Below are 25,194 nucleotides of genomic sequence, written 5' to 3' on the forward strand. Positions count from 1 at the left end.
TAGAACGGTGCTATCACCGCCTGTAATTGGTTGCTTAACAGTCGGTTAGCTCGGCGCTTTCGCCACCCGTTGACAGATCGCGGCGCTTGTCGCTGCGGTCGGTTGTGCTGAGTTTGGTTTCCAGCCCAGAAAATGCCGTCTCGCTGGCGGTCAGTCGGTCTGTCAGCTTTTGAATGGTGTCTTTCACGCCATCCAATCCGGAAAGTTTTTCCTCGGCCTGCTGCTGCCTTTCGGCGACCAACTCCACGGCCTGGTGAACATCGATAAAGCGCGCATCATCAGAGGCCTGCCGCTTGCTGAACATGGCTTTAATGCTGGCGAGCAGGTTCGGCTTATCGGTTTCCGGTGTTTCGAATTCGAGGGTGGTTTCTTCGGCGGCAGAGAAAAACAGGCCTTGCTGCGCCAGGTGGTTTGAGCTGAATTTCATTGCTTCACTGCCGAGTGACGCAGGGTTATCCGTGAATGCGAGGCCAGTCAGATAGGCTTTGTTGGTATCAGCGAATTTTTCGTAATACTCAATGCTGGTGAAAATCTTCTGACGCTTATTGTTCAACTGCACCAGGCCATCCGTCGCGTCAACCTGGGCGTAGAGCGCCAACTTGCCTTTTAGCGGGCCATCGTTGATTTCACCGGTACTCAGGGACAGCACATCACCATAAGCACAGAAGGTGCTGTCAGGAAAAATGCTCAGGTAATGCTCAAGGTTGACGCGTGCCGGCTTGAACTGTTGGTTATAGGTTTCGGCCATCTCTTTGATGTGCTGGCGCTGGATCTGACGGCCATCACTGGTTGCCCCCTCGACGGCGACACGGAAAGATTTTGAAATTGGCATTGGATAAGCCCCGATCATGTAAGCGAATGTGGCCGGTGTTGGCCGTGTTTGGCTTATGTTGGCGGGGGGCTGGAATGGGGACAACGCGGCGGCTTTGTGTGGTCAATGGCACAAGGTGCATTAAGGGTGTTGGCGGTAGCGGGTAGGTAGCCTTTCGGCATTGAAACGTTGAAATTCAGGCTGATTACGCATGAGTGCTATTACTATCAGTGCCGATTTGGATCCCCGTCGTCAAGCGATGTATCTCTACTGGCAGGGGCTGCGAGTGACCCGCATCGCCGAGATGATCGGGGAGAAGTCCGTCACGGTACACAGTTGGAAACGCCGCGACAAGTGGGACGATTACGGCCCGCTCGACCAGATGCAAATCACGACCGCCGCCCGCTACTGTCAGTTAATCCTAAAGCCGGAGAAAGAAGGGCGCGACCTTAAAGAGATTGACCTGTTGGCCCGCCAGGCAGAGCGGCACGCCCGCATAGGGAAATACAATGACGGCGGGAATGAGACAGTTCTGAACCCCAACATTGCCGCCCGTAACGCCGGCCCGCGCAAACGCACGCAGAAAAATGCCTTTACGGATGAGCAACACGCCCGGCTGAAAGAAATCTTTCTTGAACAGATGTTTGAGTATCAACGCAGTTGGTACCGGGCTGGGCTGTCGAAAGAATTCCGTATCCGCAATATCCTGAAAAGTCGCCAGATCGGCGCAACCTACTATTTTGCCCGTGAAGCCCTGATCGACGCCCTGGACACGGGACGTAATCAGATGTTTGTTTCTGCCTCAAAAGCACAGGCGCACCAGTTCAAAAACTACATCATGGCGTTTGCCCAGGAGGTTGATGTTGAGCTGCGCGGGGAAACTATCATCTTACCCAACGCGGCGGAAATGCACTTCCTGGGCACCAACTCCAACACCGCCCAGGGGCGACCGGGCAACCTGTATCTGGATGAATATTTCTGGATCCCGGGCTTTAAGAAGTTGCGCCGGGCCGCATCGGGTATGGCGTCGCAAACACGCTACCGTTCAACCTACTTTTCCACACCGTCCAGCATGACCCATGAAGCCTATTCATTCTGGAATGGCACGTTGTTTAACAAGGGCAAATCGAAAGACAGACGCCGGGAAATTGACGTTGGCTATAAACGCCTGGCCAGCGGCCTGCTCTGTGAAGATAAGCAGTTTCGCCAGATTGTCACCATTGAGGATGCGTTACGCGGTGGCTGTGACCTGTTTGATCTGGATGAATTGCGCGAAGAGAACAGCGATGAAGACTTTGAAAACCTGTTCATGTGCAACTTCATTGATGATACCGCATCGGTGTTCCCGATGGGGGAAATGCAGCGTTGCATGGTCGACAGTTGGGAGCATTGGACGGACGTTAAACCCTTCGCATTGCGCCCGGTGGCGGCGCGGGAAGTCTGGATCGGTTATGACCCGGCCAGTTCTGAAAACGGCGATAGCGCTGGCTGTGCGGTCATCCTGCCGCCGCTGATTGCCGGCGGCAAGTTCCGCGTGCTGGAGCGCCATCAATGGCGCGGCATGGATTTTTCCGCCCAGGCTAAAAATATCAAGGCGCTGACCGAGCGCTACAACGTGACCTATATCGGCATCGATAACACCGGCCTTGGCCGTGCGGTGTCACAACTGGTGCGTCAGTTCTTCCCGGCGGTTAACGCCATCAACTACAGCCTTGAAATGAAAACCGACCTGGTGCTGAAAGCCCGCGATGTGATCCGCTCCGGCCGCCTGGAGTTCGACGCCGGCGCGCTGGATATCGCCCAGGCGTTTATGTCCATCCGCAAACAGATGACCGCAACGGGCCGGCGGGCAACCTATGTCACCAGCCGCGCAGAAGGCGTCAGCCACGGTGATGTGGCCTGGGCGGTAATGCACGCCTTATTCAATGAACCGCTCGAAGGGGCAACCGGTAGCAATACAGGTTTTATGGAGATTTTTTAAATGAGCAAACGCAACCGGGGCCGCAAAAATACCCAGCCGATCATGCAGAAAGAAAGATGCGCGCAGCATGTTGAGGCCTTCACCTTCGGCGACCCGATCCCGATGCTGGATCGGCGTGAAATCCTGGATTATTTGGAATGCAGCATTGTTGACCGTTGGTATGAGCCGCCGATCTCTTTCAGTGGCCTGGCGAAGACGTTCCGCGCAGCAGTGCATCACAGTTCACCGATCACCATGAAGCGCAATATTTTGGTGAGTATGTTCAAGCCTCACCGGCTGCTGTCAAAGCAGGATTTTAGCCGCTATGCGCAGGATTTTATGGTGTTTGGCAACAGCTTTATTGAGGGGCGCTATAACCGGTTGGGCGGCCTGATGAAACTGGCCCCCAGCCTAGCGAAATACACCCGCCGTGGGGTTGAAACTGATTCTTACTGGTTCGTGCAATCGTGGATGGAGCCGCATCAGTTTGCGGAGGGTTCTATTTTCCACCTGTTGGATCCTGACATTAACCAGGAGATTTACGGTGTTCCCGAATACCTTTCCTCGCTTAACTCCATCTGGCTTAACGAGGCGGCGACGTTGTTCCGCCGGAAATACTACCTCAACGGCAGTCATGCCGGGTTTATCCTGTACATGAACGATGCAGCGCACAAGCAGGAGGATATTGATAATCTGCGTAAAGCGCTGAAAGAGTCGAAAGGGCCGGGTAACTTCCGAAACCTGTTTATGTATGCCCCTGGCGGTAAGCCGGACGGGTTACAGCTGATCCCCCTGGCCGAGGTTGCAGCAAAGGACGAGTTTTTGAACATCAAGAACGTGACCCGTGATGATCAGCTTGCCGCCCAGCGCACGCCACCGCAACTGATGGGGATTTTGCCAAACAACACCGGCGGTTTTGGTGATGTTGAGAAAGCAGCGCGGGTATTCGCAATTAACGAGCTGGCTCCGCTGCAAGAGCGGTTGTGTGAGCTAAACGAATGGGCAGGGGAAGAGGTGATCAGTTTCAAGCCTTATGAACTGCTGAAATCAGAGACATAAGCTATTGGCTCAATAAATATACAGACCAATGTTTGGTTTTGCGACTTTTATGTGCGTGAGCTGAATATTATCCGACGGTAGGCTTTGTGCTAGAAGCGGGCATTTCTGGGAACATAGTGTGTTAATCCATGTGTGCAGGTCAGGCATTTCTACTCTACATTTAGTGAACAATCTTTTGATGCGTATGTTGTAAAGACTCATTGCTCTGAAATACAAGCTAAAAGAGGGCCGCTCGGAAGATTAAAGCCAGAGATAGAGGTTGGAAGATACTCGCTATAGAGTCGTATGATTATAAGTCTCTGATATAACTTGGAATATAAATTCCATATGCTAAATATAAGATTAAAAACACGACGACTAATATCCCTGGGTTTTTGTTTTTACATTCCTGGGTGTTGACTTTTTTATCCTGGATTGATAGATTTGTACAAAGACAACAATCCTGGAGAAAACCACCAATGACCGATGATGTTTTGCCTCAACCATTAACTGGGCTACTGGATGATTTACTGGTTGTAAGCTCAGGTGCAGAGAAAGATTACAACGTATTTATTGGACATAATCTTGGGGAACGAGTTTTTTTACTATCCGTCCCTATGCGAGGGTTCTATGAAATGTCAGAAGTTGCTAATGAACAATATCGTGAAGGAATTGAAGTAACACAACGAAAACTTGATCAGACGCATGCAAATAAATTAGCTTTATATATTTTAAAAGGGCTTGTTTCCTCAGCTATCACTTTTAGAGAAAACACTGGAAAACCCTCGATAAAATCTCTTCTTGACATACAAGAAAATCTTGGAAAGCAGCCTTATCTTGCATTGCAGCCCATTGTAACCAATGTTAGAGATATCGGACTTAAAGGAAATAAATTAAGAGCGGAAAGGTTATTATCTACCTCTGATAATAAAACCGCTTGTTTTAAAGTATATCTGGCTCAGAATAATATTCTTTGGGTGGTAGACGGCCAACACCGCCGTGAAGGAATGAAAATTGCGTTTGAATTTATCGAGCAATTATTAAGAACACATTCTTACCCGAAGAAAAAAGGCGTATATTCTCCTCCTGATGAACATTTGGATTTGAGCAGTGGCGAAATAGCTGCCTGGAATGCAATACTCGAAGCTAGTTCGGCGTTTTCTACTGTAACAGTTGAGATGCACCTGGGCCTTGATATAGACCAAGAACGCCAATTGTTTCATGATTTGAATAATCTTGGCAAGAAAATAGATAAGAATTTAGCTTTAAAATTTGACAGCGCAAACCCAATAAACTCATTTATAAAAGGCAAGCTTATTGATGAGTTAGATATTAAGGTTACCGATATAGAACAGAAGGATTGGTCTAAAGACGATGGTAGTATTTTATTAAAAGATATTACGGCAGTAAATGCTATTTTGTTCTTAAACAAAACCAATATATCAACAGCAACCCCGGACGTTAAAGATAAGTTTGTCGTTGCAACTAAATTTTGGTCATCTGTTCAAGCAATTGATGGTTTCGGACAAGAAAAAGGAAAAGAAAGAACCGTAGCACTTCAACCTGTTGTTTTAAAAGCACTGGCAAAGTTAGCTTTCGATTTTAATTTTAGTAAAAGGAAGGCAAGCAATAGCGATGAGCTATATGAGACCTTGTTAGATGGAATAAGTAATTTAGACTTTTCACACCAAAATAATATCTGGCAATATTACTCCTTGCCAGAGAATGAACGTGAAAGCTTGTTCCCGGGTTTAAGTGAATATTTGCCTGATTCAGCGAGTGGGAACCGTGATATTGGTAGCATGCAAGGAGGGGTAATGCGTTTTGGTGCAAAACATAACGATATATATCCGATCATCGGCGATATGATTCGATACATGTTAAAATTACCAAATCGCCATCAATAATATTTATATTATTGGAAATAAAATAAAGCCAAATAAAAAACTCTCTCCTAATGAGGGTTTTTTTATAGAAATTTTAAAATATCACATGCTGAATTATCACCAAAAATAAAAGTTTCTGGTATTAGTGATGAAATACCAACATATGAAATTCTTTGCAACTGGATCGTGCTATGTCCGTTTATCGCTCTTAATCGATTGTCAGATTTAATCGCTTTCGACCACATAACAATGTCAGATACTCTCTGAGTAAATACATGTTCAGTTAGTTTCTTGTTGGTGTTTAATATAATAGGAGAAAGATGGTTGTATCCATCTTGTTCATATGAAGATACATTGCCGTGTGTCTTTGTGACATGTCACAGACGATTATTTTTATGAAAATGACACGTCACACAACTATTGAAAATAAAATATTTACGTGGCAAGGTGTTTTTACATCATTCGGCATGCCCTGTCCTGGTTCTCTTATCTAAAACGTATTTTTTATCGGGATAGAACTGGATTTTAAATAAAAAACACTGCATATCCTAAGTGCAACAATCCGCACATTTTCTTGCATGTCTAATCACACTTCTAGACCATAGACAGCAAGGGATTGAAGTGTTTTACCTACTGCATAGAAAGTGAATTTTCAAGTATGCAGCGCGGGGGCGGGGGGGACGGCACGGATTAGGAGAACGATGGGGATCTTTTCTCCCGCAATGGCTAAAAAATGATACCTCTTATGCACGGCCAAAACCCCTGTGTAGTCAGACACAATGTGGTAGCGTGAAATGAAGAAAAGCGCCTTGCTACGTGGTGTAGAGACGCTTATGCGGAGGCTGTGCAGATTGTTTATACTATCCCATGGTCAGTAACTTGTTTTTTACACCTAGATTCAAATAAGACGAATCATTTCTTCTATTGATTGTTTTAGTTCAGCCTCTGTATATTTCTGAGATTGCATTGTTACGTTTTCAGGATGATGTATATGATTACGAATGAAGGTTTGTAAGGTTGCAGCAATTGGTGGAAGTGGGTTTCCTCCTCTTTCCTTAGTCCATTGTTTACTAAGTGCGATGCCTTGGCCGTTAAGCCATTGCTCAAAGTTATTCACCGCATACTGCCCACTTTGCTCTTGTAAGTGTCCATATAGTTCATTATGCAAATCCACAGTTGGTAAATTATATGCTTTGAAGCTAATTTCCCCCCAGGACGGACTCCATGGGAACATAGGTGATATGTCAGCTCTTGAAATATAGTTTCTATTGTTATCTTTATTGAAAATAAAAAGACCCGCATTCTTTAAATTAGTCGAGGACAACATAAATGGAGAGTGAGTTGTAACAAAAACCTGTTTGGTTTTTGAAATAACCATCAGAGCGTCTAATAATTTTTTTTGCCCTGAAGGATGTAGGCAAATTTCAGGCTCATCTATGAATAAATAAAATGGTTTGGATACGGCAGCATTAGCAGCATTAGCAGTTATGTCAGCATAAACTTGTAACATAGAAAGAGCTACAGCTCTTTGCATTCCGTGACCTTTTTCATTCATGGGGACAGAAACACCATCATCAATAATCACACTTGCAGTTTTGAAAAAGTTTTCAATTTGCAATTCATCAAAAGAAAATGAAATATTAGCGGCGCCGAACTGAGATGAGAAAACAGTCTGAACCTTCGCTTCTATTTGAGATATATTTGTTCTTAGTTGAGATGCTGGGTTGTTAAACAGTCCGTGATAGCTACTTTGGAAACTTTGATACTCAGGTGTATTTACATGCCCAAGGGCTATTTCTTTCAGCAGAGAACCGCAAAGAGTAGATGCACCAAATTTAGATTCATCGTTAGGGTTAGTATCTGCCCAGATGAAGTTGTTATCATAAAGTTTTTTGAATGGCGCATCGATTCCAGAGGGGTTTGAGTAAGTTTGCTCGGCTTCACTCCAAAAATTTATTCTCTTAACTTCATCAGGATTGTTGTTATTCCATGAACGCTTTACTTTAAAGCACTCATTTGCACCATCATTAAACACATTATTTATAAAGGATTGTATTTTGTTTGTTTGTACATGAGTATTTACGATGTTAGTGATGTTTCCTGTATATGTTACCTCTATTGAAAGGTTATCAAATACGGTGGCAGGATCAGATCTGTTTATGAGCTCTCCAAGGTTTTTTTTCGAACTATCTTTTATAAAATCCAAAGATTCAAAAATGGTAGACTTACCGGCGTTGTTCTCACCAACAAAAACATTTAACCCACTTCCTTCTGTAGTTCCATCAGGCATATTGAAATCAATGCTATGACTCCCATGAAAACCCTTGAAATTTTCGATAGTTATTGTTCTTATAAACATAGTTAATCCTTGTTATTAATTTAAAGTCGAAGTTAATTCCTTCAGTAATGACACACGCATCCAAAAAAATTGGGCAGCATCCTCTTTTTTATATGATATATAAGATAATAATTTACGCATAGTGATCTCCAACACAGATTCGTCGAATACTTCCAGTTATTGCATGAAACTGCATATTTTATATTTTAGAGTTAATTATTTAAATAACTATAATAACATTTGTTATTTTGTTTTTTCATAATGATTTCAGCATTAGTCGTTTGTAACCCATAGTTTGCCAACATTGCGTATCCCCCTGCATGCAGCACCCGCTCGGATCGCCCGGTAATGTGTCCCCACACTTCCCGCAACTGCTTTTTCGCAGTTCTGATAGTTGTTTATGCAACGACTTGTTGTCCTGCCTGATAAGGCCAATCAAGTATTCGGTTACCTCGTAAGGTTCCCTGGCTATCCGGCGCTGCTGGCAGCCCTCCAGAATCATCGCGACTTCTTGGCTGTCTACGCGTAGGGTGATCGTAGTGATGCCGTTCGCCTTATCACGCTGGCGCTGGGCGCGTTTACGTTCTGCCGATGTGGTCATGCTATTCCTCCGATTTTTGTTTCGCTGCTTCTTTTCTCAGGTGGTCGCCAACCACGCGTGTTTGTTCCGGTACCTGCCGATGCCATAGCGCAGTGAGCCGCGTCAGCGCGGTAGTAGCTGCCGGCGTTGTTTGCTGATACAGACAACCGTCGGCCCGTGCCCGGTAGCGCTGACCGTCGATAGTGACCGTTGCGCCCCTGGCCATCGATTTCAGAATGCAGGCATCCAGGCTGAAACCGATGGATTCGGCGAAGCTGCCGATCTGGCGTTCCAGCTTGCTGAGTGGCCGCTTGATTGTGTTAATGCCAGCGCTGGCCGTAGGTGGCCGGTGATGTTCAGCTTCCTGCCCATCATCCAAACTGAAATAAGCCAGGGCGCGTTGCTCCTGTTCGTGGCGCACCTGTTCCCGCCAGCGCTTATTGCTGGCCAGGTCTGGCAGTACCGACCTTATTGGTGGCAGATTTAGCCCTTCGCCAGGCAATGCAAAGCCCTCGGCGACGGTCATAAATGGATTTTTCACGGGTTCTGGCGGAGCGCTGCGTATTCGCCGGAGCATCAACCGCCGTTCCTTGTCGGTTATTCGCTCAAAATCGAGGTTTTCAGGCGGTGGCGCTGGTTCCTCAACCTGTTTGTTTTTTAGCCTTTCCGGCGACACCGTACAGTTATTGACAGAACTCCAAGAGGGCGCAGGCGCGCCCTTAACGTCAACGGCCAGGTCAACGGCACGGGCCGGAACAAACTTCCATTCCTTCGTGCGGGTGATAATTGGGGTATCCATCCCGACCGGTGGTGAAAACACACCCCGTATCCGGATCACGTCTTCGCCATAGTCGTTAGTGGCTTCTGCCGGCTCGTAGTAGGAGCGAACGATCAGGTCGTCACGCCGAACAAAGGGGCCGCCCTGGGTGTTGACGTATTCAGCCCAGTGGCCATAATCGGCGGCATCATGTACGGCGGCAAACTCGACACTGAGGCCTAGTGCGGTTTCATGGTCAGCCATGCGGCGCAATTCGCGGTAAACCGTCACCGGTGCACCGCCGATAAACTGAAACTGTCGTATACGCCAACGGGCTGCCCAGGCTGATACTGCCGGAGCAATTTCTTTCAGCTCTTTACCGCTGTCGTCGTCCAGTTCGCCATCAAGCGCGTAACCGTCGATATTCTTTGATATGTATTTGGCGATGTAACCGGTGGCGCTGCCTTTTTCTGGATCTATGGCTTCGGCGTGGAAACGGGCTTTTCTTGAGCGTTCGCTGTAAAGCTCGTCAGTGTCTTCCGCACAGGCATAAGCGCGCAGGATATCGCGCACCTGGTCAACTACCTCGGGCCGCATGAATAGCAGCATATGCCAGTGAGGCGTGCCGTCACCGTGCGGCTCAGCCACACGGATCCCGAAGATACGAAACCCTTTACGATGTAGCTTGGCGCGTGCGCGTTCCCACACATTACGCAGATAGCGCTGCGTTTCTTCCGGGCTGGCTCCACACCATTTGCGATTGCGGTGGCCATGTCTGTTGGTGGCATGGAAGCGGGAAGGGGCTGTCAGGGTGTAAAACTCCCCCACGAACCCCATCTCGTTGCAGATATCCTCAAAACCACGAATGCGGTTCATCAGCTCGCACCGGCGAATGGCTGGATTTGCAACGCTGTGATCGTATTTGTCGATCACCGAAATGCGGTTGCCTTCGTCGTCTTCCAATTCCATCGATTTTAAGAATTCACGGGTGCGGCGTTTTTGCTCCCGCCAATCGCTGACGGTTGGCCGGCTGGCATAGGGCGTCGCTTTTTTGCTGACGTGACCAATGGCAATATGCAGGTGCTCTTTCCAGCGGTCGGCATGGCGTCGCAAACGGCGCAGCCACCAATCTTCTGACATCATGCGCATGATTGCCGGTGAGGTGTTCTCCACTGTCATTTTCCAGCGGGCCACCTGGTAGGTTTTCCACAGTGGCGGTTTTTGCTTAAACCTGCGGGTGAGTGCGGCAGCCCCTTTATATAGCGCCATGACGTTCAATAATTCAGAAGATCGGCCAGTCTCTTCGTCGATTACGCTCAGTTCCTGCTTGATGATAGCGGCGATATCTTTCGCCAGCAGTTCAATATCAGCGCGCCCGGCGTCCGGCAGATGGTTAAAGCGGTGGCACAGGGCGGCATCGCTGTTGTTATCGGAAGCGCGGTATTTATCACTAACGAGATCAAGCCGTGGCAATACGCGCTCAACAAAGTTTTTCGTCAAGTACGCATTGCCCCGGCGGATGCCCTGGGATTCTTCCAGCTTGTTGATGTGGTAGCGCACATCGCGTTGGATCAGCTGTGGTTGTTGTTCTAACAGATGATGTGCGTGCAGGGTGGTGGCGATCTGCTCCTCGGTCTGTTTATCGATCTCGGCCGGTCTGTTCAGCGACGGATCGATAACCGGGAGCGGGGCGTTCCATGAGAATGCCCACTCACAAGCAGGCGCGCCGCTGCCAGGGTATGGCAGCGGTGGGGTGGGAGCGTGACGGCAACCGGAATTTCTAGCCATGCATGGTGGCCTGGTGCTTTACCAACGTGAATTTGATCAAAGCTTCTTCCTCACGCTGATTGTTTCACCCGGGCCGATCATCCTTGTAATCTCCACGAGATTTTCAGCTCGGTACTGCTTACCGTTTTGCATCATCACGAAATACTGCCCCTCATTAGTTGTTGAAGGGTGGAAGTAAGCGATGTCTTTTTGTTGAACAACAAAATCGCGAGAATTACAGTTGAATGTAAAAACGCCAGTTGGCGCGGCACAGGAGTGTGTTTTCATACGGGCGTCACTCGGTACTACTCGGTTTGATTTTTTGCATCCAGCCAGCGTTAACATCCTCATTTCGTGGTGAGGGCCTCCCCTGGAACTTCATATGCTGGGATTTGGCTTCACGTATTGCTTGGCAGTGCACGCAGGTAGTGACGCCATGAATTAGGCGTCTGCGAGGTTCAGGAATAGATGAGCCACATTCTTCGCAGTGAAGTGCCGAAGGTCCGCAAGGCTGTGAGCGAGCGTTTTTGATTTGAGCGTCAAGAATTAGCTGATGCCGTTCCTGTGCCATGTCGATTTGATCCGCCATCAGGCATCCTTAGTCGTAGTTGCGTTCTTCTGGTTGCATACACTGGCGGTTAAATACCCGGCAGAACTTGCAATAGCGGTAGATAAATAAGCCAACCAGACCAAAGGCGATAACAGCCCAGATGCTGGCTATGGTGATGGCCAGGCCTAAACCCGTCATTTTCGGTACTCCACGTTGTAAGTTTCGTGAGTCATTAACCGCCAATCCTTACCGCCATTTTTACTCAGCAAGCGCCAGCGATAACCGATATCTATTTTCAGGTAGCCGTGTGGCTTAATACGGCGAAACACTCGATTACCTCGGCGAAACTGAGCTAATAAAGAAATGGCTTTGCGGTAGACGTCAGGTTTGGCAGGAGTGCCTGCAAGAGTTATCACAGTGCAACCCCCTGAGATTTACTGGCTCCAACATTTTGACGGGCGCTTATCCAGCTTTTCGGCATGGAAAGAATTTGATCGCGGGAAGCATTGTCGGCTTCCAAACGTTCAATCCGAGTGCTCAACAGCTCCAGAAGCTGCAACCGCGAGGCACGGCGGGCTTCTGTTAGTAATTCCATTAACGCAACATCGTTCATAAAACCCCCTGAATTTAGGATGTGGGAAGCCCGCCACCAGAAGGCAGCATTTGTTATTTCGAGTGGTTATATATTTCAATAAGCAATTATTAGTGCGCACTGGAATATGTGCCGGTTTTATCCATGCCGGCTCATGGTTAGGTCAATCTATCCGCTCTATTGCAGCCCATTTATTTATTAGGGCGCGACCGGATTGGTGCGATTGTCCTTAATGTTCCGGGATTACGCGCCCGGCCGCGTTGTGGTATCTTCGCCATGCCCGCCACGTTCTGCCAGGAACACGGGCATGACAATCCCCCACGAGAAGGAAGAATGTAATGAATAAGCGTTTTTGCATTGACGACTCTGTAAAACATCACGTCCCACACAGACAATATGATGAACCGGCTATTCCCGAAAAAGGTCGGGATGACCAAGACGACAAGGAATAAAAAATGACCGAGCAGCTGAGCAAAAGTACAAAAGCGCACATGTATGATTGCTACTACCGCGAGCAAATGACCACCAAACTGAATAAAAGCTTGTTTAACCTGGTGAGCTTCATTCAGGTAATACTCGGTAGTACAGTGATGGCCGATGTTTTTAACGGTTGGCTGCTTGGTTTTCTTATTATGATTCTGTCTTCTTATCTGTTCGTCTATAAACCGAGTGAATATGGCGCAGCTGCTAAACAGCAAGCGTTCGAATATGAAAAAATCATTCATCGTAGTGTCTCGATGAGTGAGTTGGATATCAAATCTGCATTGGCTGAATTGTCTGAACATGATTCTGATATTCCTGGTGGTTTGATTAAACCGGCCTATATTCGAGCTATTATCGCTGCTGGCTTTTCAGATGATTTTGTTAGCCAGCAGGTCCAAACGCTTACTCTAAAAGAGCGCTTATGTGCTTTTCTCAGCGGTGGTATTCCACGGTAAGACTAAATCCCATTTAAGAGCACACCCCACGACGCCAATCGCCCACACGTTAATGGAAGAGGTGTGCTCTCAGATAGGGCCGGTTATACCGGCACAACGAAGACTGACAGTAATTTATAAGCAGCTAAAAATATAAACATACCTGCTAGGATCCTTTTAACAACGGGCCATGAGTACTTCACGAATCCCGCTCTAAGTTCTTTGAAGCTTTTTATCCCGCAGCTGTCAATAAGGCCCCATAGCATCAGATACATTATTGCTATGTACCAGGCGATTAAGAACGCAAGACCGTCATTCATAGAAGCCCCTAATTGAGTTGCGGCGATGGGATATCGCCATTGTTGCAGCGAGACACCAAGCTATCGATCACCGCAGCAGCTACACCATCGCCTGCGGCTTCTGCGGCACTAAATAAGCCAGTAAGGCCAATGCTCAAACGGAATGCGTGATCATTCAGTGAAACAGCCCGCACAGCTGGAGCGATAGCGCTGGCTGCATTGATGTTTTGGGCTTTGGCGTGGTACTGCGTCAGCAGATCATCAACCAAAATGATGTAAGCCTGTTTCATGCTGCCACCTGTTGTTGTTCGTAAAGTTGGTCGATGTAATCCGTTGCCAGTGCCTGTGCATCGAACAAGCCGTAAGACTGATCGCCTTGGCTGATCTCATACCTGGCGCAAAGCGTTACAACAGTGTGCGGACGGCGAGTAATAACAAAACCGCGATAGCGTGATGAATTACGACTAATTTTGATGATGGCATGTTCGCTGGTTCGCATTTTTCTGCCTCAACCCATTCGTTCAACAAATTTCTCAGCGTGGCGCTTGGCGTTCAGATAGATGGCGTAAAGATTGACGCGACGCTTTGCACCTGGGCGCGCTTGCAAAATCGGCAGGGCACCGGTATCGGCCTGTGTACGAATAGTTTGTATGTTTTTCCCGATGCGCAGGGCGTAGTCAGAGATCGACTCTTCCAACAGGTCACCAAATGGATAATCAGCCGGAAGTTGGTTTTCCCTTACCCCAATCACCTTTTTTTGTCGGTTTTTGTTCATAGTGATACCCTTTAAGATCACGCAGATTTAAGTTATTGAAGGTTCATATTTATGAACCAAGGTAACGATAGTTCATAGGAATGAACCATGTCAAGCATTCTAAGCGAGAAAGTGAAGGCGATCCGGAAGAGTGAAGGGGTAAGCCAGAGCGAATTTTGCGACATAACAGGCATATCAATTAGTACTGTGAAGAAGTACGAAACGGGGTTGATTGAGCCAGGCGGCGTGACTCTCATGAAGATTACAAGCAACCCGCGATTTAAGAAATATACTATGTGGCTAATGACAGGGGATGTCGCGCCGGAAATCGGACAGATTTCACCTGCTCTCTCCCCTGATGGGCTAGGAAGCACATCCAGTCCCCAAAAAGGCCAGAAGGTTGGATAATTGCTTGGCGTATAAAGAATTCTTGGGGTAAGGGCGGAATTTGTTTCGAAAGGAATCTTTGGGATGAGTATTAAATCGCTCGGTGCTGAAGGCTATATGGTGGACGTACGCCCCCAAGGTCGGACGGGTAAGCGTGTTCGCAAGAAATTTAAGACGAAATCCGAGGCACAGCAATTTGAACGCTGGGTTATCGCGACGCAGAACAATAAAGACTGGGTAGATAAACCAGCTGACCAACGGCCATTAACGGAATTGATAGACCTTTGGTTTAAGCATCACGGCCAGAACCTAAAAGATGGCGTGAAGATTGAGCATAAATTGCAGGTGATGGCGACCAAAATGGGCAACCCCAAGGCATGCCAGATCACCCGATCTTTCTTTTCTGATTATCGAGTGCTTCGCCTCGCCGAAGGCAGAAAGGCAAAAACCGTCAATCTCGACCAAGAAAAGCTGGGCGGGGTGTATTCCGTTCTCATCGATTTGGGGCTTTATCACGGTGAACATCCGCTCAAAGAGATGAAAAAAATTAAGCTGCCGGATCAGGAAATGGGTTTCTTAACTCATGACGAAATTTGGCAACTGCTAGACCGGCTGGAAGGTGATCATCTGAAGGCGGTCAAGTTGTGCCTGGCAACAGGGGCACGCTGGGGGGAGGTGGTCAAAGTTCGGCGGGAAGAGGTGATCGGCAATAAGGTGACTTACCTCAACACCAAGAACAGCAAAAACAGAACTGTCCCGATCTCAATCGAACTCTGCAAAGAAATCACTTCTGGGGTCAAGGCTGGGCCAATATTCGCCGAACTCAATTACTCGTATGTGAGGACGTGCATCAAAGAGGTCGCCCCTGGCTTGCCAGCAGGGCAGGCCGTTCACGTTCTGCGCCATACCTTCGCTAGTCACTTCATGATGAATGGCGGCAATATTCTGGCGCTACAGCGAATTCTGGGACACTCAAGTATTTTACAAACAATGGCTTATGCGCACTTTGCGCCTAATTATTTGGAAGATGCAATTAGATATAATCCTCTAAGTAACTATGAGAAAATTTGATTTTGGAAGGTTTTATATGTTGAATGATTATTTTTTTGACTTCTCAAGTTCTGACTTTTTGTTCTTCACGCCCTTAAAGGAGGACTCGTCATTTTTACCAATTACGGTTATTTTTGCTATTGGATTGTTTTTTCTAAAAGAAGTTTTTGAATTTGTTAAAAAACATAAAGCAAATAATAGAAAGATATTTGCAATGAAAAGATTGTTTTCAAGAGAGTGCGAAAAAAATTTGTGGACTGTAAAAATATTACGCCGTGTTCTAAGTGAAATTAATGAAGAGTATGAGAACGGGAAAGAGGTAAAGTTGAAGTTTAGTGAGCATGAGCAAGGCTACGTTTATATTTATAAAGATGATGGTTCAATGTCAGGTCTTTCGATAACCAAAACGCGTAGAGAACTAATGGATAAGAATCTAATGGAAGCGGCAGTTTCAAGCGAAGCATTATTTAAAAAATTAGAGGGTGCTTGTGACGCATTGGCAGAGTTAGAGCATATTAGAGACTCTTTCCTTAATATTGAAAACTCAAGTAAAGAGTTTGGTAACCCACTATTGGCTGGTTTTTTGGGTTATGCTTTGGAAGAAATACTGACTATCCAACAGTCTTTAAATGACCTATATAAATATTGCACAGGAAATGAGCTTGAAAACGCTCGTCTTCGTTAGTTCCTGTTCTAAAGGATGATATTTCGAGTCAAACTAGTAATCCTCCGCCTGTTAGAGGAAATACCACTATGTTACTTGGTGAGAGATGTCCACATTTTGACCCTAACACCCACGCTATACCCATTTTAGGCAGGCAGTTACAAGTACCTAACTCATTGATATTATTGTAACTGCTTGTTTTTATTAGCGTCACGATGGCGGCGAAAGCCTCCCTTTTTTGTGGGCGTGGGTTTATTTTTCTGCGTGTTTTTGCAGGAACTGTTCAAACACCGCCAGGGTGTCGCTGGAAATGTGGTGCTCAATCCCTTCGCTGTCCAACTCCGCCGTTTCGTTCGGTACCCCGAGGCACACCAGCAGGTCGACGACTATCCGGTGACGACGGCGTACCTTCTGCGCCAGTTGTTCACCTTCCTCCGTCAGAAAAACCCCTCGATAAGGCCGTGACTCCACCAGACCCGCACTCTTGAGCCGGGCGATGTTCTTGATCGCGGTCGGATGCGACACACCGAAGCGTTTGGCGATGTCAGTGGTCCTGGCCTCGCGGGTAGTGACCAGCAGGTCGGCTATCAGCTCGACATAATCCTCAATCAGCGCATTGGATTGCGCCTCACGAGCGCGGGTGAAGCGCAGGGCATGTTCAGCCTCGTCCGGCATTTCGGCCACAACGGGGCGATCGGCGTCATCTGGTGCGCTTGTTGCCATAGTCTGAGACGTCCTTTAAACGTAAATCCAGTGAGTTGCAGATTAATGCAGTTCCGCCATACGTTAGTCCAAAGGCGACGCATTATCAATTCGCCAGGCGCATCGGGTTAAAATTAGAAATATTTGTACACAAAGGTAGAGTATCTTCCATTTTGCATAAAGTGTAGCCGATGCTACATTGCTGAGAGTGTTGGGTGAAAAATAACCAGAAAAAGATTGAGGGTAAATCATGCGTGATGCGGCAACCACCACATCGTTAACCGAACGAACCAATACGGCGATAGGTAACGCGCTTGCCGGGCGCAAGCGTGGCGCATTCACGCCGCTGCTGTTCGCGGGGCCAGCGGTGATTGCCTCCATTGCTTATATGGACCCCGGTAATTTCGCCACCAATATTCAGGCCGGCTCGAAATACGGTTACAGCCTGTTGTGGGTGGTGGTGATGGCCAACCTGATTGCAATGCTGTTCCAGGCGCTGTCGGCCAAGTTGGGTATCGTCACGCACCGCAATCTGGCAGAGATGTGCCGCGATCAATTTTCGCGCCCGGTGGTAATCGGCATGTGGCTGCTCAGTGAAGTGGCGGCGATGGCAACCGATCTGGCGGAGTTCCTCGGCGGGGCTATAGCGCTTGCCTTGCTGTTCCATATGCCGCTGTTGCCGGGAATGGGGGTAACCGCGGTCATCACCTACGCTTTGCTGATGGTGGAGAAAAAAGGATTCCGCCCGGTAGAGCTGATGATCGGCGGCCTGGTCGCGATTATTGCCCTGTGTTACCTGGTCGAGATGTTTATTGTGCCGGTGGACTGGGCTGCGGCGGGTATGGGCATGGTCACGCCGCAGTTGCCGGATGCACAGGCGTTGACCATCGCGGTGGGGATTATCGGCGCCACGGTGATGCCGCACGCCATCTTCCTGCACTCAGGGCTGACTCAACACCGTGCGCCGGCCAGTGACAGCGGTGAAAGGCGCAAGCTGCTGCGCTTTTCCAATATTGAAGTGGTGATTGCCTTATCTGTCGCCGGGCTGGTGAATATCGCCATGGTGATTATGGCCTCCAGCGCCTTCCATGCAGGAAACAGCGACGTGGCGGAGATTGGCACCGCATACCATACGCTGACGCCGCTGTTTGGCGCTGCCGCTGCGGGCATCTTCCTGATGTCGCTGATTGCTTCCGGCATTTCCAGCTCGGTGGTGGGGACGATGGCCGGCCAGATGATCATGCAAGGGTTTGTCGGTTTTCGCATTCCGGTATGGGTGCGCCGTATGGTGACCATGGTGCCGGCGTTCATTGTGGTAGCTCTGGGGGTTAATGCCACCGACGCGCTGGTTTACAGCCAGGTCGTATTGAGCCTGGCGCTGCCGGCGCCGATGATTGCCCTGGTGATGTTTACGCGTCGCCGCGACATCATGGGCGAGTTCGTGAATAGCCGCCTGACCAGCCTGGTGTCGATCATAGGTACGGTGATTATTATTCTGCTCAACATGGTGCTGCTGCTGCAAACTTTCGGTGTCGCCATTCCCGGTCTGGGCTGATGCCAAGCCGTGCAGCCTGTGCTGTCACGGCTTGATATCACCACGTGAAATCATCGCCGCTATAAATTCCCTACGCCACCGTCGATCAGCAACTCGCTGCCCACCATAAAGGCAGACTCATCCGATGCCAGGAACACTGCCGCCTTTGCCAGCTCCCATGCCGTACCCATACGGCCGATCGGCACCAGAGCGCGGATCTCGTCGCGCAGCGCCTGCTCATCGGCATCTTTTAACCCCAGCTTGCCCAGCGCCGGGGTTTCTGTCGGGCCGGGGCTTAGGCCGTTAACCCGGATGCCGCGCGGATGCAGTTCGCCGGAAAGCGTTCGGGCCAGCGACAACAGCCCGGCCTTGCTGGCGGCGTAAGCGTTGCTTAGCGGCAGCCCGATATGCGCACTGACCGAACCGCACAAAATAATCGACGCCGGATTAGCCAACTGTGGCAGCAGCGCCTGGATCAGGAAGAACGGACCCTTCAGGTTGATGTCCATCAACCGCTGATAGCTTTGTTCATCCCACTCTTGCAAGGGATGGTGCGTGACGTCACCGGCGTTGATATACAACACGTCGAGGCGCGGCCAATGGTTGGCCAACTGCTGCGCCAATGTGCGTTGTTCAGCGATATCCCCGGCGTCGTTGCGTAATAACAACACGTCACCCAGTTCTTTTCCCGCCGCCTCGAGGCCACTTTGGCTGCGCCCGGTGATCGCCACCGTGGCTCCTTCGGCGATAAACTGACGCGCCGTTTCCAAACCAATGCCGCTGGTGCCGCCGGTGATCAACGCGTATTTGCCTTTAAGTCGTGACATAGCCCACTCCTGTTTATTGTCGGTACGGCCATTATTTGCGCTATAGTATCCTTTGCATAGTAGGCACCTTTTGGATACTAACGGGCGAAGAGGGATGAAATGAGCAAAGCTGGGCTTTCCGCCACGGAAAATAATTTAGCCGGGTTACCGGCAGCGGGCGAACCTTGCCCGATGGTGGACTTCGTGAATCTGGTTGCAGGGAAGTGGGCGATCCCCATCCTTTACCGATTGATCTTGATCGACAGCCCGGTGCGTTTCAGTGAACTGCAACGCGCGGTTGCGCCGATTGCCCAGAAAGAGTTGACGCGCCAACTGCGGCAGTTTGAGCAGCGCGGTCTGGTCACGCGGCAGGTGTTTCCGGAGGTCCCGCCGCGTGTTGAATATCAGATTACGTCGCTGGGTAAAACGCTGCGCCCGACGCTCGACTCCTTGGCTAACTGGATGCGAACACACGCACCCCAGTTAATTGAGGATTAGTCGCCGATACCCGGTGGATTGATGGTGGAGCGTGGGACCTTTTCATCCTGTTCCCCCCAACGGTCCAGCACCTGCGCATATTCTCCGCTGACGATCACCCCGTTGATGGCGGCGTTGATGGCCGCCACCAGACCGTTGTCTTTTTTGGTGGTGACCGCCACATAGGCCACGTTGGGGCCGATGCCGACCATTTTGGTTTTGCCGGTCAGTGCCGCCTTGTAGGCTCCGGTCGAGTGGGGGCCGAAGTAGGCGTCGACGCGTCCGGATTGAATGCTCAGGTTGGCCGCCGCGTCATCGGTGACATAAATCGGTTGCACCGGCGGCAGGCCGTTGGCGCGGTTCTGTTTATCCCAACCCAACAGGATGTTTTCCTGATTGGTACCGGAACCGACAATGATTCGCAGCCCGGCAACGTCTGCAGGTTGGTTGATTGAATTGATTTTACTGGTGGATTTTACGTAAAAGCCCAGCGTATCCACCCGGTAGGTGGCGAAATCAAACTTGGTTTTGCGCAGTTTGGTCACGGCAATATTGAAAATGGCGGCGTCATACTTACCGGAACTGATCCCGAGTGGCCAATCCTCCCAAGAGGTGGGCACCAGATTTAATTCCAGCCCCAAGCTGTCTGCCACCAGTTGTGCAATATCCGGGTCACTGCCAATCAGCGTTTTATTGTCTTCGGCAAACAGCGCCAGCGGCGGGGAGTTTTCAGAGGCCACCGCGACGGTCAGCTTGCCCGGTACGGCAAAAGGGTAATTGGCCGGTATCAAGGCGACGGCAGCCGGATTCTTCGCCGCCCGCACATGTTGTTGGTTGGCCTGCAGATCGATAATGCTTTGGGTTTCGGCCATGGCATGGCCGCACAGCAACAGCGCGCTAAGCGCCAGGATTTTGAATCGCATGTTATTTTCTATCCGTTGCTAATCATAGGGTTACTATTGGCGGCGGCCGCGGGCAAGTAAAGCAACAATAGTGAATAACCAAAGTGAAAAAATCAGATATGCGCTGCCGGGAACGACGTAATTATTCTGGCTGGTTGCCTGATTCTGCATCACTCAACGCGGAAAGTGCGCAATCAGGTTGAAAGCAGTAGAATTTGTCACTCATACTGCGTACAGCTTTTTTCCCTCTACAAGGAACGCCAGATGGCCGAAGAAACGATTTTCAGTAAAATTATCCGCCGCGAAATCCCTGCTGATGTGGTCTACCAGGATGAACTGGTCACCGCTTTCCGTGATATTTCACCTCAGGCGCCGACCCACATTTTGATCGTTCCGAATGTGCTGATCCCGACGATTAACGACGTAACCGTGGAGCACGAAGCTGCACTGGGCCGCATGATCACTGCCGCAGCAAAAATTGCCGAGCAGGAAGGCATCGCCGAAGACGGTTATCGCCTGATTGTTAACTGCAATCGCCATGCCGGCCAAGAGGTCTATCATATTCATATGCATTTGGTCGGTGGCCGTTCATTGGGGCCGCTGCTGTCACGCTAACCGAGGTCAATCATGCGCTATAGCAAATCCCTGCGTTGTCTGATGGCGCTGGCGTTACCCGCCGTCGTTCTGATGGGCTGCAGCAGCCCGAAGGGCATCGCGGTTAACGAAGGACAAACGGTCGTGATGGATTCGCCGGTGCTGACCGCGGGCATTCTGGCCGACAATCCGTCGATTTCGGATGCTTCCGGGCGCGTGATGGCCACTTCGGAGCTCAGCAACAGCCAATCCACACCGGTAACGGTACACTATCGTTTCTACTGGTATGACGATCAGGGGCTGGATATCCGGCCTTTTGAGGCGCCGCGCACCATCACTATTGCGCCAAATTCAGACGCCACAATTTACTCGCTTAACGGCAATCTCGATGCCAAACGCGTGCGTCTGTATCTATTCTTGTAAACTCTTGGTTCAGTGGAGAGGGATTAATGAAAAAGTATCTATTTGTGGCGCTGGCCGCGTTGACGTTAACCGGCTGTCTGTCGCGTCCGCCGGAACCGGAACAACCGCAGCCGCCGGTGACCGTTGAGCCGGTAACGCCGCCGATCGAGCAGCCACAACCACCGGTTAGCGAGACGGTACCGCAACCGCCGAAAATTCAGCAGCTCGATTGGCTGAGCAGCGTGCAGCCTCTGGTGAACCAGATGCTGAAAGCCGATGGCGTCAATCCGGGCAGCGTGCTGTTGCTCGACAGCGTGAAGAACAACACCAACGGCGCATTGCAGACGGCGAAAGCGACCTCGGCACTGCACAAGGCGTTAGCATCTAATCAAACCTTCTCCATCGTGCCGGAAGCGCAGTTGGTCAGTGCCAAACAGACGCTGGGCCTGTCGGCAGATGACAGCCTGGGTTCACGCAGCAAAGCCATTGGTCTGGCGCGGATCGTCAGTGCACAGTACGTGCTGTACAGCGACGTCAGTGGCGACGTGAAGTCCCCAACGTTGGATATGCAACTGATGCTGGTGCAAACCGGTGAAATCGTCTGGTCAGGCAATGGCGCCGTTAAACACTGAAGCCACATTGCGAACGCTGATTGAGAAAGAACTGCCGGCGGTGAAAACCGCCGGTTGTCGTTTCAGCCCGGTGCAGGGCCTGACCGGCGAGAGTTGGCGTATTGAAGGCGAAGGTGTGCAACTGTTGGCGCGTCAGCAAAGCCCAGAGAAAAGTGCGCTGGGCGTCAGCCGTCGGCGCGAGGCGAGAGTGCTGCATCGCAGCGGACAAGGCATCGGACCACAGGTTTTAGTGCAAAATAATCAGTGGATTATCCTGCAGTGGCTCGATGGTGACGTTGTCACAGATGCGGATTTTTCTCGCCTTAATGAGCGGGGCGACTTGGCGGCGTTGATGGCCAGCTTGCACCGGCAACCCCCCAGTGGCTACCCGTTGAACCTGCATCGGCAGTTTATCCGTTACTGGCAGCAACTGGATGGTCGGCGTTTGACGCCGGCCTGGCTGCGGTTGCATCAACATTTTCTGCATCGTCGCACACCAACGCCGTTGAAACTGGCGCCGCTGCATATGGATGTTCATCCGGGCAATTTGATCGCTCAGGGGGAAAGCCTGCGGCTGATTGACTGGGAGTATGCGGCAGACGGCGATATTGCGTTGGACATCGCCGCGTTGTTTTGCAGTAACGCCTGGTCACCCGCGCGCCGGCAGCAATTTTTGCAGCATTATGCTCGCATCGGTTACTTTGATTTGCCGTTGCTGAGCAGGCAGGTACAGCGCTGGTTGCCATGGGTGGATTACCTGATGCTGCTCTGGTTTGAAGTGCGCTGGCAACAGACCGACGATCCTGAATTTTTGCGCTGGGGCGCAGTGTTGCACCGGCGTTTTTGTTTAACATCCCCATGTTCTGAATGAATAATGAAGTGAGGTGGCCGTGGGCCCAGTAATGTTAGATGTCGCCAGCTATGAGCTGGACGCAGAAGAACGTGAGATCTTAAAACACCCGCTGGTGGGCGGCCTGATCCTCTTCACCCGCAATTTCCATGATGCGCAGCAGTTGCGTGAGCTGGTGCGGCAGATCCGCGAGGCTTCCCACGATCGGCTGGTGGTGGCAGTAGATCAGGAAGGCGGCCGCGTTCAGCGTTTCCGCGAAGGTTTTACCCGCCTGCCGGCGGCACAGTCATTTGCCGCCTTGAATTCTGCCCATGAGGGCAAACGTCTGGCGCAGGAGGCCGGTTGGCTGATGGCAGCGGAAATGATCGCGCAGGATATCGACATCAGCTTCGCCCCGGTGCTGGATATTGGCCATGTCAGCGCCGCGATTGGTGAACGCTCGTTCCACAGCGATCCAACGCAGGCGTTGGTGATGGCTGAGCAGTTCATTTTGGGCATGCACAGCGCCGGTATGAAAACCACCGGTAAGCATTTCCCGGGGCACGGCGCCGTCAGCGCGGATTCCCACAAAGAAACGCCGCGCGATCCACGCCCGCTGGCGCAGATCCGTGAACACGATATGGCGATCTTCGGTGAATTGATTAACCGCCAACTGCTGGACGCCGTAATGCCGGCGCACGTAATCTATACTGAAGCAGACTCGCGTCCGGCCAGCGGCTCACCTTACTGGTTAAAGCAGATCCTGCGTCAGGAGTTGGGCTTTGACGGCGTCATTTTCTCGGACGACCTGTCGATGGAAGGGGCGGCGATCATGGGCAGTTATGCCGAACGTGGCCAGGCGGCGCTGGATGCCGGCTGTGACATGATCCTGGTGTGCAATAACCGTGCAGGGGCGGTCAGCGTGCTGGATAACCTGTCCCCGGTCAAAGCAGACAGGGTGAAGCAGTTATATCATCGCGGTCAGTTCACCCGTCAGGAGCTGCGTGATTCTGCGCGCTGGCAGCAGGCGCATAAGGAACTGAATGCGCTCAGCGAACGCTGGGAGGAGCACAAACAGCGTAATGCGGGGTGAACCCAGGGCGTCGTAATGCGGCGTAAACGATGAGGGCTGCGGCGCGGCCCTCAGCTTGTTGCGAGGATCCACATGATTATCTATCTACATGGCTTCGATTCAACCAGTCCCGGCAATCATGAAAAGGTGTTACAGCTCCAGTTTATCGATCCGGACGTGCGCTTTATCAGCTACAGCACCTTGCATCCACGCCATGACATGCAGCATTTGTTGAAAGAGGTGGACAAGGCGGTCCAGCAGGAAGGGGATAAACATCCGCTGATCTGCGGGGTGGGGCTTGGGGGCTTTTGGGCCGAACGTATCGGCTTTCTGTGCGGCATTCGACAGGTGATCTTCAACCCCAATCTGTATCCTGAAGAGCATATGCAGGGCAAAATCGACCGCCCGGAAGAGTATCGTGATATCGCCACCAAGTGTGTCGAAGGCTTCCGCGAAAAAAATCGCGATCGCTGCCTGGCGGTACTTTCTCGTCACGACGAAGTGTTGGACAGCCAACGCAGTGCGGAACTGCTGCACAAATACTATGAAATCGTCTGGGATGAGCAGCAAACCCACAAGTTCAAAAACATCTCGCCGCACCTGCAACGTATCAAGGCGTTCAAGACCCTGGTTTAACAGTTTTATAACGCCCGAGGTCGCCGCAATGCTTGCTTTCGCCAGGCAAACATTGCGGTATTTCTTGCTCAAAAAGCGCCGTTTGGCCCGTTGGACGGTAAAATTTGAAACTGTGACCCAGCGCTAACTATTTGAATCACAATCCTCAAAAATGCCCTTCGTCCAGCCTTTAACCAAAAAAATTTGATGTACATCAATTTTGGTATGACCAAATAACCCCCCATGCTATTCTGGCTTTAGATAGCAGGTTTAATTTACGCGAACCCTATGTATTCTAAG

Annotated in this window: 30 protein-coding genes; 15 read left to right on the forward strand and 15 right to left on the reverse strand. The window is 50.1% G+C overall.

Annotated elements, in window-relative coordinates; genetic code table 11:
• Positions 1–34: 34 nt before the first annotated feature.
• The gene (locus LQ945_RS22980) at positions 35–832 is read right to left on the reverse strand and encodes a GPO family capsid scaffolding protein (protein WP_270101817.1); all 798 of its coding nucleotides are present in this window, start codon (positions 830–832) and stop codon (positions 35–37) included.
• Between the two features lie 190 nt (positions 833–1,022).
• Between LQ945_RS22980 and LQ945_RS22985 the strand changes: the two genes are divergently transcribed.
• From LQ945_RS22985 to LQ945_RS22995, 3 genes are all read left to right on the forward strand, one after another.
• A complete protein-coding gene (locus LQ945_RS22985) occupies positions 1,023–2,792 on the forward strand; it encodes a terminase large subunit domain-containing protein (protein ID WP_270101818.1) in 1,770 nt (589 codons plus the stop codon).
• Positions 2,793–3,830 (forward strand): phage portal protein, encoded by a 1,038-nt coding sequence (locus LQ945_RS22990; protein WP_420136171.1) that lies wholly within the window; start codon positions 2,793–2,795, stop codon positions 3,828–3,830. It begins immediately after the preceding gene.
• A gap of 458 nt (positions 3,831–4,288) precedes the next feature.
• Positions 4,289–5,716 carry a DNA sulfur modification protein DndB gene (locus LQ945_RS22995; protein WP_270101819.1) on the forward strand — a complete coding sequence of 476 codons (1,428 nt, stop codon included), beginning with the start codon at positions 4,289–4,291 and terminating at the stop codon, positions 5,714–5,716.
• A gap of 877 nt (positions 5,717–6,593) precedes the next feature.
• Here the strand turns inward: LQ945_RS22995 and LQ945_RS23000 are convergent.
• The 8 genes from LQ945_RS23000 to LQ945_RS23035 all read right to left on the reverse strand — a co-directional run bounded on the left by LQ945_RS23000 (position 6,594) and on the right by LQ945_RS23035 (position 12,300).
• A complete protein-coding gene (locus tag LQ945_RS23000) occupies positions 6,594–8,054 on the reverse strand; it encodes an ATP-dependent nuclease (protein WP_270101820.1) in 1,461 nt (486 codons plus the stop codon).
• A 235-nt stretch (positions 8,055–8,289) separates the two neighbouring features.
• On the reverse strand, positions 8,290–8,634 hold the full coding sequence (locus tag LQ945_RS23005; protein WP_270101821.1) for a hypothetical protein: 345 nt from the start codon (positions 8,632–8,634) through the stop codon (positions 8,290–8,292).
• A gap of 1 nt (position 8,635) precedes the next feature.
• A complete protein-coding gene (locus LQ945_RS23010) occupies positions 8,636–11,158 on the reverse strand; it encodes a replication endonuclease (RefSeq protein WP_270101822.1) in 2,523 nt (840 codons plus the stop codon).
• A 36-nt stretch (positions 11,159–11,194) separates the two neighbouring features.
• Positions 11,195–11,482, reverse strand: a complete 288-nt coding sequence (locus LQ945_RS23015) for a hypothetical protein (protein ID WP_270103036.1) — start codon at positions 11,480–11,482, stop codon at positions 11,195–11,197.
• Entirely contained in the window at positions 11,433–11,726 is a 294-nt protein-coding gene (locus tag LQ945_RS23020) for a TraR/DksA family transcriptional regulator (protein WP_333482953.1), read from the reverse strand. The genes LQ945_RS23015 and LQ945_RS23020 overlap by 50 nt, the downstream gene beginning before the upstream one ends.
• Positions 11,727–11,735: 9 nt before the next feature.
• A complete protein-coding gene (locus LQ945_RS23025) occupies positions 11,736–11,885 on the reverse strand; it encodes a hypothetical protein (protein WP_270101823.1) in 150 nt (49 codons plus the stop codon).
• Positions 11,882–12,103 carry a hypothetical protein gene (locus tag LQ945_RS23030; protein WP_112362394.1) on the reverse strand — a complete coding sequence of 74 codons (222 nt, stop codon included), beginning with the start codon at positions 12,101–12,103 and terminating at the stop codon, positions 11,882–11,884. The genes LQ945_RS23025 and LQ945_RS23030 overlap by 4 nt, the downstream gene beginning before the upstream one ends.
• Complete coding sequence (locus LQ945_RS23035) at positions 12,100–12,300, reverse strand: hypothetical protein (RefSeq protein WP_270101824.1); 201 nt, start codon at positions 12,298–12,300, stop codon at positions 12,100–12,102. Before LQ945_RS23035 ends, LQ945_RS23030 begins: the two co-directional genes overlap by 4 nt.
• A 434-nt stretch (positions 12,301–12,734) precedes the next feature.
• On the opposite strand from LQ945_RS23035, the gene LQ945_RS23040 reads away from it, so the two are divergent.
• Positions 12,735–13,217 carry a hypothetical protein gene (locus LQ945_RS23040; protein WP_112362392.1) on the forward strand — a complete coding sequence of 161 codons (483 nt, stop codon included), beginning with the start codon at positions 12,735–12,737 and terminating at the stop codon, positions 13,215–13,217.
• A 307-nt stretch (positions 13,218–13,524) separates the two neighbouring features.
• On the opposite strand, the gene LQ945_RS23045 is transcribed toward LQ945_RS23040, so the two are convergent.
• From LQ945_RS23045 to LQ945_RS23055, 3 genes are read right to left on the reverse strand one after another with little or no spacing between them, the layout of a single operon-like run.
• Positions 13,525–13,785, reverse strand: a complete 261-nt coding sequence (locus tag LQ945_RS23045) for a hypothetical protein (protein ID WP_270101825.1) — start codon at positions 13,783–13,785, stop codon at positions 13,525–13,527.
• Complete coding sequence (locus LQ945_RS23050; protein ID WP_270101826.1) at positions 13,782–13,994, reverse strand: hypothetical protein; 213 nt, start codon at positions 13,992–13,994, stop codon at positions 13,782–13,784. Before LQ945_RS23050 ends, LQ945_RS23045 begins: the two co-directional genes overlap by 4 nt.
• A gap of 9 nt (positions 13,995–14,003) precedes the next feature.
• A complete protein-coding gene (locus tag LQ945_RS23055; RefSeq protein ID WP_270101827.1) occupies positions 14,004–14,270 on the reverse strand; it encodes a DNA-binding protein in 267 nt (88 codons plus the stop codon).
• An 87-nt stretch (positions 14,271–14,357) separates the two neighbouring features.
• Here LQ945_RS23055 and LQ945_RS23060 point away from each other — a divergent pair, with 87 nt between their 5' ends.
• From LQ945_RS23060 to LQ945_RS23070, 3 genes are all read left to right on the forward strand, one after another.
• Positions 14,358–14,657 carry a helix-turn-helix domain-containing protein gene (locus tag LQ945_RS23060; protein WP_262016629.1) on the forward strand — a complete coding sequence of 100 codons (300 nt, stop codon included), beginning with the start codon at positions 14,358–14,360 and terminating at the stop codon, positions 14,655–14,657.
• Between the two features lie 63 nt (positions 14,658–14,720).
• A complete protein-coding gene (locus LQ945_RS23065; RefSeq protein WP_270101828.1) occupies positions 14,721–15,707 on the forward strand; it encodes a tyrosine-type recombinase/integrase in 987 nt (328 codons plus the stop codon).
• Positions 15,708–15,723: 16 nt separating this feature from the next.
• The gene (locus LQ945_RS23070; RefSeq protein WP_270101829.1) at positions 15,724–16,371 is read left to right on the forward strand and encodes a hypothetical protein; all 648 of its coding nucleotides are present in this window, start codon (positions 15,724–15,726) and stop codon (positions 16,369–16,371) included.
• A gap of 231 nt (positions 16,372–16,602) precedes the next feature.
• Here the strand turns inward: LQ945_RS23070 and mntR are convergent, their stop codons facing one another.
• Entirely contained in the window at positions 16,603–17,073 is a 471-nt protein-coding gene (gene mntR, locus LQ945_RS23075; RefSeq protein ID WP_020826347.1) for a manganese-binding transcriptional regulator MntR, read from the reverse strand.
• Positions 17,074–17,302: 229 nt separating this feature from the next.
• Here mntR and LQ945_RS23080 point away from each other — a divergent pair, with 229 nt between their 5' ends.
• Positions 17,303–18,607, forward strand: a complete 1,305-nt coding sequence (locus LQ945_RS23080) for an Nramp family divalent metal transporter (protein WP_044549837.1) — start codon at positions 17,303–17,305, stop codon at positions 18,605–18,607.
• A gap of 59 nt (positions 18,608–18,666) precedes the next feature.
• Here the strand turns inward: LQ945_RS23080 and LQ945_RS23085 are convergent, their stop codons facing one another.
• A complete protein-coding gene (locus LQ945_RS23085; RefSeq protein WP_044549838.1) occupies positions 18,667–19,413 on the reverse strand; it encodes an SDR family oxidoreductase in 747 nt (248 codons plus the stop codon).
• 99 nt (positions 19,414–19,512) lie between these two features.
• Here LQ945_RS23085 and LQ945_RS23090 point away from each other — a divergent pair, with 99 nt between their 5' ends.
• Positions 19,513–19,890 (forward strand): winged helix-turn-helix transcriptional regulator, encoded by a 378-nt coding sequence (locus tag LQ945_RS23090; RefSeq protein WP_081835841.1) that lies wholly within the window; start codon positions 19,513–19,515, stop codon positions 19,888–19,890.
• On the opposite strand, the gene LQ945_RS23095 is transcribed toward LQ945_RS23090, so the two are convergent.
• Positions 19,887–20,792 carry an ABC transporter substrate-binding protein gene (locus tag LQ945_RS23095; RefSeq protein ID WP_270101830.1) on the reverse strand — a complete coding sequence of 302 codons (906 nt, stop codon included), beginning with the start codon at positions 20,790–20,792 and terminating at the stop codon, positions 19,887–19,889. The two genes, LQ945_RS23090 and LQ945_RS23095, sit on opposite strands and share 4 nt — an antisense overlap.
• A gap of 243 nt (positions 20,793–21,035) precedes the next feature.
• On the opposite strand from LQ945_RS23095, the gene hinT reads away from it, so the two are divergent.
• From hinT to ycfP, 6 genes are all read left to right on the forward strand, one after another.
• Positions 21,036–21,386 carry a purine nucleoside phosphoramidase gene (gene hinT, locus LQ945_RS23100; RefSeq protein ID WP_020826355.1) on the forward strand — a complete coding sequence of 117 codons (351 nt, stop codon included), beginning with the start codon at positions 21,036–21,038 and terminating at the stop codon, positions 21,384–21,386.
• Positions 21,387–21,398: 12 nt separating this feature from the next.
• On the forward strand, positions 21,399–21,788 hold the full coding sequence (locus LQ945_RS23105; protein WP_262241181.1) for a YcfL family protein: 390 nt from the start codon (positions 21,399–21,401) through the stop codon (positions 21,786–21,788).
• 26 nt (positions 21,789–21,814) lie between these two features.
• Positions 21,815–22,399, forward strand: coding sequence for a penicillin-binding protein activator LpoB (lpoB, locus tag LQ945_RS23110; protein WP_269936046.1), 585 nt, complete (start codon positions 21,815–21,817; stop codon positions 22,397–22,399).
• Positions 22,380–23,249, forward strand: a complete 870-nt coding sequence (locus tag LQ945_RS23115; protein ID WP_270101831.1) for a phosphotransferase — start codon at positions 22,380–22,382, stop codon at positions 23,247–23,249. Before lpoB ends, LQ945_RS23115 begins: the two co-directional genes overlap by 20 nt.
• A gap of 31 nt (positions 23,250–23,280) precedes the next feature.
• On the forward strand, positions 23,281–24,300 hold the full coding sequence (nagZ, locus tag LQ945_RS23120) for a beta-N-acetylhexosaminidase (protein ID WP_269936045.1): 1,020 nt from the start codon (positions 23,281–23,283) through the stop codon (positions 24,298–24,300).
• Between the two features lie 72 nt (positions 24,301–24,372).
• Positions 24,373–24,915, forward strand: a complete 543-nt coding sequence (gene ycfP / locus LQ945_RS23125) for an alpha/beta hydrolase YcfP (RefSeq protein WP_269936044.1) — start codon at positions 24,373–24,375, stop codon at positions 24,913–24,915.
• Positions 24,916–25,194 lie beyond the last annotated feature (279 nt).

Origin of the sequence: Serratia liquefaciens, from assembly GCF_027594825.1 — a bacterium.
Lineage (GTDB): Bacteria > Pseudomonadota > Gammaproteobacteria > Enterobacterales > Enterobacteriaceae > Serratia > Serratia liquefaciens_A.

Bases quoted from the DNA above. Each gene is read 5' to 3' on its own strand.
- LQ945_RS22980 (WP_270101817.1), bottom strand. From the start codon at position 832: ATGCCAATTTCAAAATCTTTCCGTGTCGCCGTCGAGGGGGCAACCAGT.
- LQ945_RS22985 (WP_270101818.1), top strand. From the start codon at position 1,023: ATGAGTGCTATTACTATCAGTGCCGATTTGGATCCCCGTCGTCAAGCG.
- LQ945_RS22990 (WP_420136171.1), top strand. From the start codon at position 2,793: ATGAGCAAACGCAACCGGGGCCGCAAAAATACCCAGCCGATCATGCAG.
- LQ945_RS22995 (WP_270101819.1), top strand. From the start codon at position 4,289: ATGACCGATGATGTTTTGCCTCAACCATTAACTGGGCTACTGGATGAT.
- LQ945_RS23000 (WP_270101820.1), bottom strand. From the start codon at position 8,054: ATGTTTATAAGAACAATAACTATCGAAAATTTCAAGGGTTTTCATGGG.
- LQ945_RS23005 (WP_270101821.1), bottom strand. From the start codon at position 8,634: ATGACCACATCGGCAGAACGTAAACGCGCCCAGCGCCAGCGTGATAAG.
- LQ945_RS23010 (WP_270101822.1), bottom strand. From the start codon at position 11,158: ATGGCTAGAAATTCCGGTTGCCGTCACGCTCCCACCCCACCGCTGCCA.
- LQ945_RS23015 (WP_270103036.1), bottom strand. From the start codon at position 11,482: ATGTTAACGCTGGCTGGATGCAAAAAATCAAACCGAGTAGTACCGAGT.
- LQ945_RS23020 (WP_333482953.1), bottom strand. From the start codon at position 11,726: ATGGCGGATCAAATCGACATGGCACAGGAACGGCATCAGCTAATTCTT.
- LQ945_RS23025 (WP_270101823.1), bottom strand. From the start codon at position 11,885: ATGACGGGTTTAGGCCTGGCCATCACCATAGCCAGCATCTGGGCTGTT.
- LQ945_RS23035 (WP_270101824.1), bottom strand. From the start codon at position 12,300: ATGAACGATGTTGCGTTAATGGAATTACTAACAGAAGCCCGCCGTGCC.
- LQ945_RS23040 (WP_112362392.1), top strand. From the start codon at position 12,735: ATGACCGAGCAGCTGAGCAAAAGTACAAAAGCGCACATGTATGATTGC.
- LQ945_RS23045 (WP_270101825.1), bottom strand. From the start codon at position 13,785: ATGAAACAGGCTTACATCATTTTGGTTGATGATCTGCTGACGCAGTAC.
- LQ945_RS23050 (WP_270101826.1), bottom strand. From the start codon at position 13,994: ATGCGAACCAGCGAACATGCCATCATCAAAATTAGTCGTAATTCATCA.
- LQ945_RS23055 (WP_270101827.1), bottom strand. From the start codon at position 14,270: ATGAACAAAAACCGACAAAAAAAGGTGATTGGGGTAAGGGAAAACCAA.
- LQ945_RS23060 (WP_262016629.1), top strand. From the start codon at position 14,358: ATGTCAAGCATTCTAAGCGAGAAAGTGAAGGCGATCCGGAAGAGTGAA.
- LQ945_RS23065 (WP_270101828.1), top strand. From the start codon at position 14,721: ATGAGTATTAAATCGCTCGGTGCTGAAGGCTATATGGTGGACGTACGC.
- LQ945_RS23070 (WP_270101829.1), top strand. From the start codon at position 15,724: ATGTTGAATGATTATTTTTTTGACTTCTCAAGTTCTGACTTTTTGTTC.
- mntR (WP_020826347.1), bottom strand. From the start codon at position 17,073: ATGGCAACAAGCGCACCAGATGACGCCGATCGCCCCGTTGTGGCCGAA.
- LQ945_RS23080 (WP_044549837.1), top strand. From the start codon at position 17,303: ATGCGTGATGCGGCAACCACCACATCGTTAACCGAACGAACCAATACG.
- LQ945_RS23085 (WP_044549838.1), bottom strand. From the start codon at position 19,413: ATGTCACGACTTAAAGGCAAATACGCGTTGATCACCGGCGGCACCAGC.
- LQ945_RS23090 (WP_081835841.1), top strand. From the start codon at position 19,513: ATGAGCAAAGCTGGGCTTTCCGCCACGGAAAATAATTTAGCCGGGTTA.
- LQ945_RS23095 (WP_270101830.1), bottom strand. From the start codon at position 20,792: ATGCGATTCAAAATCCTGGCGCTTAGCGCGCTGTTGCTGTGCGGCCAT.
- hinT (WP_020826355.1), top strand. From the start codon at position 21,036: ATGGCCGAAGAAACGATTTTCAGTAAAATTATCCGCCGCGAAATCCCT.
- LQ945_RS23105 (WP_262241181.1), top strand. From the start codon at position 21,399: ATGCGCTATAGCAAATCCCTGCGTTGTCTGATGGCGCTGGCGTTACCC.
- lpoB (WP_269936046.1), top strand. From the start codon at position 21,815: ATGAAAAAGTATCTATTTGTGGCGCTGGCCGCGTTGACGTTAACCGGC.
- LQ945_RS23115 (WP_270101831.1), top strand. From the start codon at position 22,380: ATGGCGCCGTTAAACACTGAAGCCACATTGCGAACGCTGATTGAGAAA.
- nagZ (WP_269936045.1), top strand. From the start codon at position 23,281: ATGTTAGATGTCGCCAGCTATGAGCTGGACGCAGAAGAACGTGAGATC.
- ycfP (WP_269936044.1), top strand. From the start codon at position 24,373: ATGATTATCTATCTACATGGCTTCGATTCAACCAGTCCCGGCAATCAT.